Origin of the sequence: Mycobacterium sp. D16Q13 (assembly GCF_002013375.1) — a bacterium.
Classification (GTDB): Bacteria; Actinomycetota; Actinomycetes; order Mycobacteriales; family Mycobacteriaceae; genus Mycobacterium.
The window spans coordinates 56,618-70,077 of the sequence record NZ_MAEW01000022.1; the positions used below are offsets into that span (position 1 = coordinate 56,618).

The following is a 13,460-nucleotide window of genomic DNA, read 5'->3' on the forward strand; positions in this document are numbered from 1 at the left end:
GTAGCGGGGACGATTGACGATTAAAAGGTCCAACTTCCTTGCGGTGAAAGCACAAAGCCATGGTCGTATTGGCCACCAGTGGTCCCGATGTGGAGACGACATGCGGTCAGACCCGCATCGCCGACGGCGCAGGACACATTGTCTCCCTCGAACGCCAGCACGGTAATCGTCGACTTTGGCGGTAGCGGCCGAAACTCGCGGTCTTCGGGCTCTGACTCCTCGCGCAGGAACTGCCCGACGTCGCGACTGGTGGCACTCACGGTCCGAGCCCACGCTGGTGCACCTGGCATGCTTCCCCAACAACGCGCGAATCCGGGCGGTCCACCCTTACCGCTGTTCCAAGCAGCGAAACGGCAACGCAACCCGTCGGGTGTGCTGAAGCCACCGGCGTAGGCCTTGACCTGACCCTCGCGATAACCATTGGTGTCATACCTCATCCCAACCTCGTGGTACCCGGTCAGATCCACATAGCGAGGCGGCGCGGACGACGAAGCAGACGAAACTTCAGTTGAACGTGAGGTGGTCCGCGACGAAGGCGAGGGATCATTCCCACACGACAGCAGGGTCAGCGAACCTGCAATCACACAGACCCATGCACGAAGCATGGAGCAAACCGTACCAACTAGGCCACGCTGTGCAGTACCTGCTTAGGCAACCACTCGTAGACACTCGGCGCCGAACCGTGCAGCAGTGACAGATCGATGGCGTCGATCATCGCCTGCCGCGGACCGGGCTTCCGGAGATGCTTGGCCGAGATCGCGACCCGCACCACCCCGTCACGGCGGGCAGTGCGCGCCGCCGACAACACCAACATCCGGCACCACCAGGGCTCGGAAAGGAATCCCTCACCGATACCCAGCACCCGAGCACGCACCGAGGTGCCGTGGACCAAGTCAGTAATCTCAGAGAGTCCGATGTTCATACGGAAACCATTGCGCGGCAACATCTCTATTGCTCCGGCAGAAGCCATCCAACCCGGTGCCGCAAAGAGACGTGTACGCAACCCGGTCTGTTCCATCACGCGGTCAGCGGCCATCAGACGCAGGTTGGCCTCATGCGCGGGCAACGCGGCGAACTCGTCGCGGCGCTTCTTCGTCGCGGCCTGGTCGTACCCATGCAGCACGATGGCGTCACCCCGCGACCGGCGGGCAGCCAGCCAGTCAACCGTCGGCTGGTCCTCCACCAGGCGGTACTTGCCCTTCAAACGAGGAGACACGAGGAACGACAGCGGAATCGACCGCTTATCCATTTCCTCAGTGAATACAGCGATCTCGTCGAGAGTGCGATCGCAGATTCCCGATACCGATACCAGCAGCTGTCCTGCCATGCCGCCAGTGTGGCAACGTCAGATGTACACAAGGTGTCAGACACCCCGCATCGAAACGAACGCTCAAGCAGCACGCTTAAGCGCCCGCCTCGGAGCGACTACCCCAGCTCCTTCTCGATGGCCGCGATCACCTCGGGAGCATCCGGCACCGTCGTCGGCCGAAACCGGTTGACCGCCCGGAGGGATCCCGAACCATCCCGTGCGATCAAGAATTTCTCGAAGTTCCACTGCACGTCCCCAGCGGCACCTTCGGAATCCACCGTCTTGGTGAGCTCGGCGTACAGCGGATGCCGGTTCTCACCGTTGACATCGATCTTCTCCAACAGTGGGAAGGTCACTCCGTATGTGGTGGAACAGAACGTCTGGATCTCCTCCGCCGTCCCGGGTTCCTGGCCCATGAACTGGTTGCAGGGCACCCCGAGCACCGTCAGGCCGCGGTCGGCGTAGTCGGTGGCCAACTTCTCCAGAGCCGCGTATTGCGGGGTCAGACCACATTTGGAGGCGACGTTGACCACCAGCACGGCGTTGTCGCCGAAATCGGCGAGTGACAGCGCGGAGCCGTCGAGTCCGGTCAACGGGATGGAGGCGAGATCGGTCATGCTCACTACGTTACCGGTGTTGCGATGGTTGACTGTTCGCACATTACGCAACGTTGCGGGAGGTTATATGAGCGAGGAGAACGAATTCTCCTCAGGTCGCAGTGCGCTGCGAATCGCGTCGGTGGCGGCGTTGGGAGGACTGCTCTTCGGGTACGACAGCGCCGTCATCAACGGTGCCGTACAGGCCATCCAGGACGAGTTCGCCATCCGGGACGCCGAGCTGGGATTCGCGGTCGCCGCCGCGCTCCTCGGGGCCGCGCTCGGTGCTATGACGGCCGGACGCGTCGCCGACAGGATCGGGCGGGTGGCGGTCATGAAGATCGCGGCCGCCCTCTTCCTCCTGAGCGCGGTCGGGGCCGGACTCTCGACGAACATCGAGCTGCTTGTCATCTTTCGCGTAATCGGCGGGGTAGGGGTGGGCGTCGCTTCGCTGATAGCACCGGCGTACATCGCAGAAACGTCTCCGTCGAACATCCGCGGCCGGTTGGGCTCTCTGCAGCAGTTGGCGATTGTCAGCGGAATCTTCTTGTCCCTCACCATCGATTGGCTGTTGGCACATCTGGCCGGCGGCGCGCGCAGTGAACTGTGGTTGGGTCTGCCGGCGTGGCGGTGGATGTTCCTCGCGATGGCACTACCGGCGCTCATCTACGGCGCACTGGCGTTCACCATCCCCGAGTCGCCACGTTATCTCGTTGCCACCCACCGAATTCCCGAGGCACGCACGGTGTTGACGAGGTTGCTCGGAGAGAAGAACCTGGACATCACGATCACCCGGATACAAGAGACACTCGATCAGAGCATCGCGCCCTCGTGGCGTGATCTGCGCAGGCCCACCGGCGGTTTGTACGCCATCGTGTGGGTGGGCGTGGCGCTGGCGGTGTTTCAGCAGTTGGTCGGCATCAACGTAATCTTCTACTACTCGAATGTGCTGTGGCAGGCCGTCGGGTTCGGCGAGACTTCGTCGTTCACGATCACCGTCATCACCTCGATCACGAATATCGCCACCACGCTGGTGGCCATTGCCCTGATCGACCGGGTGGGCCGCAAACCCCTGTTGCTCATTGGTTCGGCCGGAATGGCCCTGACACTCAGCACCATGTCGATCGTCTTCAGTACGGCCTCCATCGTGGACGGGAAACCGCACCTGGGCCCCGTCGCAGGACCCGTTGCCCTGGTCGCCGCGAATCTGTTTGTCGTGGCATTCGGAATGTCCTGGGGCCCGGTGGTCTGGGTGCTGCTCGGGGAGATCTTCCCCAACAGGATCCGGGCCGCGGCCATGGGAGTGGCGACGGCGGGGAACTGGGCCGCCAACTGGCTGGTCACCGTCACCTTCCCCGCGCTACGTGACGCGCTGGGAATCGCCTACGGGTTCTACGCGATCTGCGCGGTGCTGTCCTTCCTGTTCGTGGCGCGCTGGGTGAAGGAGACCAAGGGCCGAACGCTGGAGGATATGGATTCGGTGATCAGCTGAACAGCTGACCGGAACGCACCGCGGCGATGACTCCCCCGTCGACCAACAGATCGGTCCCGGTGATGTACGACGACTCGGGCCCGAGCAGGAATGCCGTAGCCGCGGCGATATCGTCGGACGCGCCGATCCGGCCGCTCGCCGACCCGTCGATCATGGCCTTCGTGATGGCGCCGGTCTCCGAGGCGAGCTCCTGATGTCCCATCTTGGTGGACACCACCCCAGGGCTGATCGAGTTGATGCGAGCCCCGCGTGCACCCCACTGCCTGGCTACGGATCGAACGCGAATGTGGTTGGCGCGCTTGGATAACTGGTACGCCACTGCGGGATACTCAACGCTCTGGACGTACGGTAACGCGAGGAGATCCTCGGCGCCGGTAGTCGCGAGCTCCCGCTCCTGTTCGGCGGAGAGCTCCATGGGCATGTGACCGGCCATGCTGGCGATCACCACGCCCGCACCACCCGAGGAAACGATCTTGCCGAATTCCTCCAGAATCAGGGCCACTCCGACCAGATCGACGGCGAGGATGGACCGTGCCGGAGCCTGCGCCGGCGAGAGACCCGCGGTGTGCGCAAGCTGGGTGACTCGCCCCAGCGCCGCGGCGGCCGCGGCGAGCCCAGAGACCGACTCGCGCGAGGAGACATCGACGCGGTGGCCAATGACGTTGTGCCCATCGGCCTTCAGTTCGTCGACGACGGCCTGCAGCGCGTCCTCGTTGTAGTCGGCGATCAGCAGGGTCTTTCCGATGCCCTGACGGCGGGCGATGACCTTGCCCATCCCACCGGCACCAGTGACGACGACAACCTCGTCAGACATCCGACGTCTCCTCCGTGACCCCAAGAACATCGAGCAGCCAGGCCAGCTGGAATGCGGTTTCCTTCCAGCGCTCATAACGCCCGCTGATGCCGCCGTGCCCGGCCGTCATCTCGGTACGCATCAGGATGGGGCGATCACCGGTAGTCGTATGTCGCAGCTCGGCAACCCATTTGGCGGGTTCCACATACAGCACTCGAGAATCATGCAGAGAGGTCATCGCGAGAATGGTTGGGTACGCGGTGGCACGGATGTTCTCGTAGGGCGAGTACGACTTGATGTAGTCGTAGACGTCCTTGTCTTCCAGGGGATTTCCCCATTCATCCCACTCTGTGACGGTAAGCGGCAGCGACGGATCGCAGATGGTGGTGACGGGGTCCACAAAGGGCACCTGTGCCAGCACCCCGGCGAACAAGTCCGGCGCCAGGTTCACCGCGGCACCCACCAACAGGCCACCCGCGCTACCTCCCCAGGCTGCGAGCCTATCGGGCAACGCAATCCCGGCGTCAACGAGATGCCTTGCCGCCGCGATGAAGTCGGTGAAGCTGTGTTTCTTGTACAACATCTTGCCGTCCTCGTACCAGAGGCGGCCCATCTCGCCGCCGCCGCGCACATGGGCGATGACGAACACCACTCCCCTGTCCAGTAGCGAGAGTCGTCCGATGCTGAACTGCGGGTCTTCGCACATCTCATATGCGCCATACCCGTAGAGGAGGGTCGCCGCCGGTTCGGAGGTGTCCTTGCGGTGGACCACCGACAGCGGTATCCGGGTGCCGTCCTCGGCGAGCGCCCATTCGCGGCGTTCCACATAGTCGTCCCGGCGGTAGCCGCCGAGGACGGGTTGTTCCTTGAGCAGGGTGCGTTCCCCGGTGTGAACGTCGAGGTCGTAGACCCGAGTCGGTGTGATGAAGGACGTACAACCGACACGCAGCAGCGGCGAGTTCCATTCGGGATTGTCGCCCAACCCGGACAGCATGAGCTCCGAGTCGAACTCGACCTCCTGCGGTGCGCTGTATCCGGCGGCACTGATAGGCCATACCTGGATGCGCGGCAACGCCTCTCGTCGATAGCCGACCACAAACCGCTCGGCGAAGGCTTCCACACCGTCCAGCCGCACATCCTCGCGATGGGCGATCAGGGTGCGTGCCAGCGCCGGATCAACCGGGCCGTCGGCAACGGCGGCGAACGGCAGGTCCGCGAGAGCGAAGTTCACGGCGCCGTCGTTGTGCAGGATCAAGAGCCGATCCTCACCGTCGACCACGATGTGATCGACGGTGTATTCGACACCGGTGCGACGCAGCCAGATTGGCGAGAAGGTCGCGGCCGGATCGTGGGCGTCACCGATCAAGATCTCGGAGGTTACCGACGAGTGCACACTGATGGCAACGAAGCGATCGCTGCGGGTGCGACCCACCCCGATCCAGAAACGCTCGTCCGGCTCGGAGAAGACTTCGACAGGTTCTGCACCACTGCCCAGCGTGTACCGGCGAATGGCATAGGGCCGGAACGCTTCATCGATCACGGGGTAGTACAAGGTGCGGCTGTCCATCGCCCAGGTGGCGCCCGCACCGATGTCGGTGATTTCGTCCGGGTACATCTCGCCGGTCCGCAGATCTTTGAACCGCAGGGTGTACATCTCGTGGCCGACAACGTCGACCGAGTAGGCCAGAGTGTTCCCGTCCGGGCTGACGGTCGCGGCGCCGAGGGAGAAGAAGTCGTGACCCTCCGCTTCCACATTCCCGTCGAGCAGGATCTGTTCTCCCGGAACATCGTGATCTAGTACCGGCGGTACCCAGCTTTCAATCCCGGAGGATTCGCCTATCGGACAACGGCAATGCGTGCCGTACTGCTTGCCTTCGAAGCTACGGGCGTAATACCACCACTGCCCCATCCGCGTGGGAATCGAGAGATCGGTCTCCTTGGTCCGGGACTTGATCTCACCGAAGATGCTGTTGCGCAGCGCTTCCAAGTGTCCGAGCTGGTCATCGACGTAGGCGTTCTCGGCCTCCAGGTGCGCGACGACGGCGGGACTTTCCTTCTCACGCAGCCATTCGTAGGGGTCGACGAAGGTATCCCCGTGGTACTCACGGAGAGTGTCGATGCGATTCGCGGTGGGCGGGCGTACGGGCCCGCTCACGCCGACTTGCCGATCCAATCAGCGAAGCTCAGCCCCGAAATGCGTTCATACGCCTCGATATACCGCTCGCGCGTGGCCACGGCCACCGCCTCCGGCAGGGGCGGCGGCGGGGTATCCGACGCGCGATCCCATCCCGATTCGGGCCCGGTGAGCCAGTTGCGCACGAATTGCTTGTCGAAGCTGTCCTGCACCGCACCGGCCCGATAATTGGCGGCATCCCAGTACCGGGACGAGTCCGGAGTGAACACCTCGTCGGCCAGCACCAGGGTGCCTTCGACATCAACGCCGAATTCGAACTTGGTGTCGGCAAGAATGATTCCCTTGTGCAGGGCGTGCGCCGCCGCCCGGGTGTAGATCTTGATGGTCTCATCGCGCAGTTGGTTGGCGCGCACCCCGCCGACAAGGTCCACCACCGCGGCGAAGTCGACATTCATATCGTGCTCGCCGATGTCGGCCTTCGTCGCCGGAGTGAACAACGGCGGATCCAGCCGACTGGCTTCACCTAGACCCTGCGGCAGCACGTGGCCGCACACCGCGCCGGTGCGCTGATAATCCAGCAGCCCGGATCCGGTCAGGTATCCGCGCGCCACACACTCCACGGGAAGCATGTCGAGCCGTCGCACCAGCAGTGCCCGGCCCAGCACCTCCTCGGGGATGCGCGGATCGTCGGGCGGGCCGGCCAAATGATTCGGCACGGTCAGCAGCCCGAAGAAGAACACGCTCATCGCCGTGAGGATGCGCCCCTTGTCGGGTATCGGCGTATCCAGGATGAAATCGAATGCGGAAATACGGTCGGTGGCGACGAACAGCAGGTGCTCGTCGTCGACTCGGTACAGCTCACGGACCTTTCCGCTGGCCACATGCTGGTAATCGGACAGCGGAGGGCGCATCGTGCCATCCTACGATTCATGCGATTCCTGCCCTACTCGACCCGACCGGGACGGTTGCTCGGCCAGCTATTCAGCGATGTAGCGGTCGCGATCTGGACCACGATCTGGGTGTTCGTCGGGCTTGCTGTGCACGCCGCGGTGGCGACGATCGCCAAGGTAGGCCGGCAGGTGAAGGACGGCGCCGACGGCATTTCCGACAACCTGAACTCCGCTGGCGACAGTGCACACAGAATTCCGTTGGTGGGCGACAAGGTAGGTGGACCGCTGCGCGCGGCCAGCGAGGCGGCCGCCGATCTGGCGGGGGCGGGCCACAACCTGGACACCACGGCGACCTGGTTGGCGGTCGTTTTGGCGATCGCCGTCGCCGCGCCGCCCATCCTCGCCTTCGCGGGGCCGTGGATCTTTTTGCGGATCAGGTTCTTTCGCCGCAAGCTGGTGGCCGTACAACTCGCGGGCACCCCGGCCGGTGAACAACTGCTGGCCCTGCGGGCCCTGGCCAACCGGCCGCTGAAGAAGCTGGCGGTGGTCACCGCTGATCCCGTGGCCGCGTGGCGCGCCCAGGACACCGCGTCGATACGCGGCCTGGCCGCCATCGAATTGAAGGCCGCGGGCATCAGCACCCCCAAGGAATGGCGCGCCTCCTAAGCGCCCCCTCCTTGCCGACACGCCGTGTTTTGTGACGGCACGCCGCTGTTCGCAACAGAACGCGGCGTGTCGGCGCCTTAGGAGGCCGTGACGATCAGATGGCGGATGCCGGTGTGCCGGTTACTGCGTGTCCATTCGACCGGCTCGGTCAGCCGCAACGACGCGAAACGCGGCAGCAGCTCCTCGAACACCACCCGCAGCTCCAAACGCGCCAGATGTGCCCCCAGACAGAAATGCACACCCTGTCCGAAACCCAAGTGGGGATTGGGTTTGCGTGTGATGTCGAAGGCATCCGGCCGGTCGAACACCAGCGCATCCCGATTCGCCGAACCCTCCCAGACCACCACCTTCTGGCCCGCGGCGATCTCCTGTCCGCTCAGCGTGGCATCGGCGGTCGCCGTCCTACGCTTGGACGGCGACGGCGAGGTCCAGCGCAGCATCTCCTCGATCGCCGTCGGCAGCAGGCCAAGATCCTCACGCAGGGAGCGGAACTCATCGGGGTGGTCCAGCAGCGCCAACAGACCACCGGCGATGGCATTGCGCGTTGTCTCGGCACCGGCGCTGAACAGCAGGTAGAAGAACAGGTACAGCTCGGCATCCGACAGCGACGGCGCCTCCGGATCGTCGACCGTCGCATTGACCACAACCGACAACATGTCATCGGCGGGTGCCGCGCGCTTCAACGCGACCAGCTCCGAACCGTATTGGTACATACCGGAGCTCGGATCACCCAACGAGCTGGTGACCTGTGAGCGCCGCGACTTACCGAAGTCGAAACTGGGCTCCACGGCCTCGAACAGCCAATGCCGATCAGACTCCGGCACTCCCAGCAGGATGCAGATCATCTGCATGGGCAACTCTGCGGCGATATCGACAAGGAAGTCGATGGGCGTGGACGGCTCGACCGCGTCCAACAACGTCCGGCACCGTACCCGCAGGTCGTCCTCGACTCGCTGAATCATGCGTGGGGTCAGACCGGAGCTCACCAACTTGCGGATCTGGCGGTGTCGCGGATCGTCCATCATGTTGAGCACCTGCCCGGCGATCGGCAGGTCCTGTATCAGGGTGCCTCCGTACGGGCGATCGCCCCCGGTCACCGACGAGTACACCACCGGATCACGCAGCACCTCAAAGGTTTCCGCGTACGTGGCCACCGACCAGAAACCCTCGTTATCAGGGGTGTTCTCGGTGGGTTCATGCCAGTACACCGGCGCCTCGCGCCGATGCCTCGCGAACAGGGCGTGCGGGAATCCACCGGCGAAGTTGTCCAGGTCGGTCAGGTCCACCCCATCGAGAGCCGCGCCGCCCATGAGCTACAGGATGGCGCCCGGGTTGTAGGCAGCGGCCTCGGGGTGGGTGTCGACAAGTGCCGCGACCGTGGCCGCCACTCGATCGACCTGATCGGCGGCGGCACCGGTGAACGACGCCCGGTCCGCCAGCGCGGCCTCAAGCACCGAAGCGTCCAGCGGTAGCCGGGGATCTGCGGCGAGCAAGCCCAAAAGGTCTGGCTCGGCGCCCTTTTCGCGCATGGCGAGTGCCGTCGCGACGGCATGCTCCTTGATGACCTCGTGGGCTTCCTCGCGGCCGACCCCAGCACGCACCGCAGCCATCAACACCTTGGTTGTCGCCAGGAACGGCAGGTAGCGACGCAGCTCCCGGTCGATCACCGCCGGATACGCACCAAACTCGTCGAGCACCGTCAGGAAGGTCTCGATCATCCCGTCGATGGCGAAGAACGCATCGGGCAGCGCGACACGTCGCACCACCGAACAGAACACGTCACCTTCATTCCATTGCGCCCCAGCCAGTTCCGCGACCATGGAGCCATACCCGCGCAAAATCACCTGCAGGCCGTTGACGCGCTCGCAGCTGCGGGTGTTCATCTTGTGGGGCATCGCCGAACTGCCCACCTGCCCAGGTGCGAAACCTTCGGTGACCAGCTCGTGCCCCGCCATCAGGCGAATCGTGTGCGCCAGCGAGGATGGGCCGGCGCCGAGCTGAACGAGCGCGGACACCACATCGTGGTCCAGCGAGCGCGGATACACCTGACCAACACTGGTCAGGGTGCTGGAGAAGCCCAAGAATCCTGCGACACGGTCCTCCAGCTCGGCCAGCTTGACCACATCTCCGTCGAACAGGTCGAGCATGTCCTGCCCGGTGCCCATCGGACCCTTGATCCCGCGCAGCGGGTACCGGTCCAAAAGCTCCCGCAACCGAGTCAGCGCGATCAGCGTCTCGTCGGCCGCCGACGCGAACCGCTTACCCAAGGTGGTTGCCTGTGCAGCCACATTGTGACTGCGCCCGGCCATCACCACGTCCCGGTACTCCACGGCGTGACGCGCGAGCCGCGCCACCACAGCGACGCCATGCGCGTGGACGTACTCCAGCGACCGGCGGATCTGCAGCTGCTCCACATTTTCGGTGAGGTCGCGGCTCGTCATGCCCTTGTGGATGTGCTCATGCCCGGCGAGCGCGTTGAACTCCTCGATACGCGCCTTCACATCGTGGCGGGTGACACGTTCGCGCGCGGCGATCGAATCCAGGTCGACGTTCTCGACCACCCGCTCGTAATCCTCGATGACGCCGTCGGGAACATCGATGCCGAGATCGCGTTGTGCGCGCAGCACAGCGATCCACAACTGGCGCTCCAGCACCACCTTTGACTGCGGCGACCAGAGCGCAACCATGGCGTCGCTCGCGTACCGGGATGCCAGAACGTTAGGGATTTGCACAACTAGAGTCTATGGGGGGTAGGAAATCGACTCGGCCAGCTGTTCGGCTTCCAGGGGAGCAAGCACGTCGATGACGTCCACCAGCATCGCCGTCGCCGTCGCCTGCGGACTGCTGGCGGCCTCGGTGAGCGCACCCACCATCGCCCCGTCGACTGTTGAAATCAGCACCGCGACACGGTCGTTGTCGATGGAACGACCGGACCGGCGGACAACCTGGGCCACCGCGTCGTCGCGTTGCCCACGCAACCTCTGCTGCACCTCGCGCAGTTCAGGATGGCGACTGCATGCCAGCTCACGCTCGTACCGGGACACGAGCTGTTCCCCGCTGCCATAGCCCGGCGTGCCGAACAACAGTTCCACCACCGCCTCGGCGGTGGCGGACGCTCCACGGCGCCGGTACTGAACCAACGACAGCCTTTCCTGGATCTGTTCCAGCTCGTGGGCTCCCGCATGCTCGACGGCCCGCGCGATGAGGTCCTCCAGTGAGGAGAAGTAGTACGTGGTCGACGCCAGTGGCAGGCCCGCGCGCTGTGCCACGGCACGGTGCCGCACCGCATCGATACCATTGTCTCGCAATAGATCAGCTGCAGCAGTGATCAGGGCACGCCGCCTCCGCTCCCCCTTGGGGGTGGCTTGCGGACGGTGCACGGCATTCCCGTCGGGGAACACCTCCACCTGCTGCCTGAGTGTCACGTCATGTCATGCTGCCAGCAGCGACGCATCCTCACGGGCGTTTTGCGCTATCTCATGCAAGCAGTCGGCATCAGCCCCGACCAAGCCGCGCCAACGCCTCCTCGATCGCATCTGGGCTTCCCGCGAAGCTCAGGCGGATGGTGTGGCGACCGTGCACGGTGTCGAAGTCGATGCCGGGCGCGACGGCTACCCCCGTGCGCGCCAACAGGTCCGCACACCATTGTTCGGCGTTACCGGTCAAGTGCTCGATATCGGCATATGCATAGAACGCGCCGTCGGGGGGCGCGATCTTGGAGATTCCCGCTGCGGCGAGACCGTCGATGAGCAGGGTCCGGTTGGCCGCGTACCGGCACACATGCCCGTCGAGCTCGACACGCGCCTCGGGGCTGAACGCCGCCAACGCTCCGTACTGAGATACGGCCGGCGGACAGATGGTGAAGTTGGAGGACAGCCGATCGACGGCCCGCAGGAACCGGCGCGGCACCAGCATCCAGCCCAGCCGCCAGCCCGTCATTGAGAAGTACTTCGACACCGAGCCCATCACCACCGCTTCGCGGCTGAACTCCCATGCACTGGAGGTCTTTTGGTCGCCGTAAGACAGTCCGTGATAGATCTCATCGGATATCAGTAGGGTGCCATTGGCCTCACACCACAGCGCGAGCGCCTCCAGCTCGGTTGCGTCGATGATGGTGCCGGTGGGGTTGGCGGGGCTGGCGACGATGAGACCTGCCGGCGGCCGTCCTTCCTCCTGTAAGACGGCCTCCAACATCGCGACCGTGGGCTGGTATCGCGTCTGCGGACCGCAGTCGATCTCGACAACCCGGCAGCCCAGTGCGGCAAGGCAATTACGGTACGCGGGGTATCCGGGCCGCGTCATCACGACGGTATCGCCGACGTCGAAGGCCGCGAGGAACAGCAGCGTGAATCCGCCCGAGGATCCCGTGGTGACGACGACATCGTCCGCCTGGACCTCGACGCCCGAACGCTCACGGTGGTACTCAGCGATCGCGTCACGCAGCTCCGGCAGTCCGAGTGTCTCGGTGTATCCGAGGACGTGCGTGCCGAGTGCCTGGCGCACCGCGTCGAGAACCACCGCGGGAGCACCCGTCGACGGCTGCCCGGCGGCCAGGGAGATCACGTCCCCGTGCGTACGCTGGCGCGCAGCGGCCGCCGTCAGCACGTCCATGACGTAGAACGGCGGAACATCAGAGCGCTGCGAGAGAGCTACCACGGCTGCGACGCTATCGAATCTCTCGGATCTGGACGGAACCGGCATGATGGTCGACATGCGCGATCTGTCCCGACGCTCCCTACTCAAGCTTGGCGCGGCAACCGGTGCCGGCGCCGCACTCGCCACTCTCCCCGGTATGGGAGCATTCCCCGCCCATGCCGACGGCGCCATCACCGCGGGCTCGTTTGTCTCCGCGGCGCGCGGAGGCGTCCGCACCGAATGGCGTATCGCACGGCCACCCGGCGTCACCGGACCTATCCGGCCCATCATCGCGCTGCACGGCAAGGGCCAGACAGCCGCCGGAGTCATGGAAGGCGGCGTAGAGAACATGCTGGCGCAGGCCGTGTCCGCGGGCGCCAAGCCGTTTGCCCTGGTGAGCGTCGACGGTGGCGGCGGCTACTGGCACAAGCGGGCCTCGGGCGAGGATTCCGGCGCCATGGTGCTCAGCGAATTCATTCCTCTGCTTGCCGAGCAGGGACTGGACACCTCGCGCGTCGCGTTCCTGGGCTGGTCCATGGGCGGGTACGGCGCCATGCTGCTGGGCTCACGCCTGGGCGCCGGACGCACCGCCGCCATCACCGCGGTCAGTCCGGCGCTGTGGACATCCTCGGGTGCGGCGGCGCCGGGTGCCTTCGATAGCGCCGACGACTACGCCGCCAACTCGGTATGGGGGCTGGCCGCGCTGAACTCCATCCCGCTGCGCATCGACTGCGGTGACAGCGATCCGTTCTACAGCGCCACCAAGCAATTCATCGCCCAGCTGCCGACTCCTCCCGCGGGCGGGTTTAGTCCCGGCGGCCACGACGGCTCCTTCTGGAGCTCGCAAATCGGCGCGGAACTGGCCTGGATGTCGCCCCTGCTCACCGCGTAGGACGACTGCCGGATCAACTGGTTGGACCTCGACGGGTTTGCCATCCGCTGGCA

At 64.8% G+C, this 13,460-nt stretch carries 13 protein-coding genes; 3 read left to right on the forward strand and 10 right to left on the reverse strand.

The window, feature by feature from the left end:
- Window positions 1–20: 20 nt before the first annotated feature.
- The 3 genes from B4400_RS24505 to B4400_RS21570 form a co-directional block, all read right to left on the reverse strand.
- Complete coding sequence (locus B4400_RS24505) at window positions 21–260, reverse strand: hypothetical protein (protein ID WP_139360414.1); 240 nt, start codon at window positions 258–260, stop codon at window positions 21–23.
- A gap of 362 nt (window positions 261–622) precedes the next feature.
- On the reverse strand, window positions 623–1,327 hold the full coding sequence (locus B4400_RS21565) for a DUF2334 domain-containing protein (RefSeq protein ID WP_078312740.1): 705 nt from the start codon (window positions 1,325–1,327) through the stop codon (window positions 623–625).
- Between the two features lie 98 nt (window positions 1,328–1,425).
- On the reverse strand, window positions 1,426–1,926 hold the full coding sequence (locus B4400_RS21570) for a glutathione peroxidase (RefSeq protein ID WP_078312739.1): 501 nt from the start codon (window positions 1,924–1,926) through the stop codon (window positions 1,426–1,428).
- 67 nt (window positions 1,927–1,993) lie between these two features.
- On the opposite strand from B4400_RS21570, the gene B4400_RS21575 reads away from it, so the two are divergent.
- Window positions 1,994–3,397, forward strand: a complete 1,404-nt coding sequence (locus tag B4400_RS21575) for a sugar porter family MFS transporter (protein WP_078312738.1) — start codon at window positions 1,994–1,996, stop codon at window positions 3,395–3,397.
- On the opposite strand, the gene B4400_RS21580 is transcribed toward B4400_RS21575, so the two are convergent.
- The 3 genes from B4400_RS21580 to B4400_RS21590 are packed head-to-tail and all read right to left on the reverse strand — an operon-like array spanning window position 3,390 to window position 7,235.
- Complete coding sequence (locus B4400_RS21580; protein ID WP_078312737.1) at window positions 3,390–4,211, reverse strand: SDR family oxidoreductase; 822 nt, start codon at window positions 4,209–4,211, stop codon at window positions 3,390–3,392. The two genes, B4400_RS21575 and B4400_RS21580, sit on opposite strands and share 8 nt — an antisense overlap.
- The gene (locus B4400_RS21585) at window positions 4,204–6,345 is read right to left on the reverse strand and encodes a S9 family peptidase (protein ID WP_078312736.1); all 2,142 of its coding nucleotides are present in this window, start codon (window positions 6,343–6,345) and stop codon (window positions 4,204–4,206) included. Before B4400_RS21585 ends, B4400_RS21580 begins: the two co-directional genes overlap by 8 nt.
- Window positions 6,342–7,235: a phosphoribosylaminoimidazolesuccinocarboxamide synthase gene (locus B4400_RS21590; RefSeq protein WP_078312735.1), complete on the reverse strand. Its 894-nt coding sequence runs from the start codon at window positions 7,233–7,235 to the stop codon at window positions 6,342–6,344. Before B4400_RS21590 ends, B4400_RS21585 begins: the two co-directional genes overlap by 4 nt.
- Before the next feature lie 18 nt (window positions 7,236–7,253).
- On the opposite strand from B4400_RS21590, the gene B4400_RS21595 reads away from it, so the two are divergent.
- Window positions 7,254–7,880, forward strand: coding sequence for a hypothetical protein (locus B4400_RS21595; protein ID WP_078312734.1), 627 nt, complete (start codon window positions 7,254–7,256; stop codon window positions 7,878–7,880).
- Window positions 7,881–7,957: 77 nt separating this feature from the next.
- Here the strand turns inward: B4400_RS21595 and B4400_RS21600 are convergent, their stop codons facing one another.
- From B4400_RS21600 to B4400_RS21615, 4 genes are all read right to left on the reverse strand, one after another.
- Entirely contained in the window at window positions 7,958–9,190 is a 1,233-nt protein-coding gene (locus B4400_RS21600; RefSeq protein WP_078312733.1) for a cytochrome P450, read from the reverse strand.
- Window positions 9,191–9,193: 3 nt separating this feature from the next.
- Complete coding sequence (gene purB, locus B4400_RS21605) at window positions 9,194–10,612, reverse strand: adenylosuccinate lyase (RefSeq protein ID WP_078312732.1); 1,419 nt, start codon at window positions 10,610–10,612, stop codon at window positions 9,194–9,196.
- Between the two features lie 9 nt (window positions 10,613–10,621).
- Window positions 10,622–11,305 carry a TetR/AcrR family transcriptional regulator gene (locus tag B4400_RS21610; protein ID WP_139360415.1) on the reverse strand — a complete coding sequence of 228 codons (684 nt, stop codon included), beginning with the start codon at window positions 11,303–11,305 and terminating at the stop codon, window positions 10,622–10,624.
- Window positions 11,306–11,375: 70 nt separating this feature from the next.
- Window positions 11,376–12,593: a pyridoxal phosphate-dependent aminotransferase gene (locus B4400_RS21615; protein ID WP_078312731.1), complete on the reverse strand. Its 1,218-nt coding sequence runs from the start codon at window positions 12,591–12,593 to the stop codon at window positions 11,376–11,378.
- Between B4400_RS21615 and B4400_RS21620 the strand changes: the two genes are divergently transcribed.
- Entirely contained in the window at window positions 12,580–13,407 is an 828-nt protein-coding gene (locus B4400_RS21620) for a twin-arginine translocation signal domain-containing protein (protein WP_170915075.1), read from the forward strand. The two genes, B4400_RS21615 and B4400_RS21620, sit on opposite strands and share 14 nt — an antisense overlap.
- Window positions 13,408–13,460: the final 53 nt, after the last annotated feature.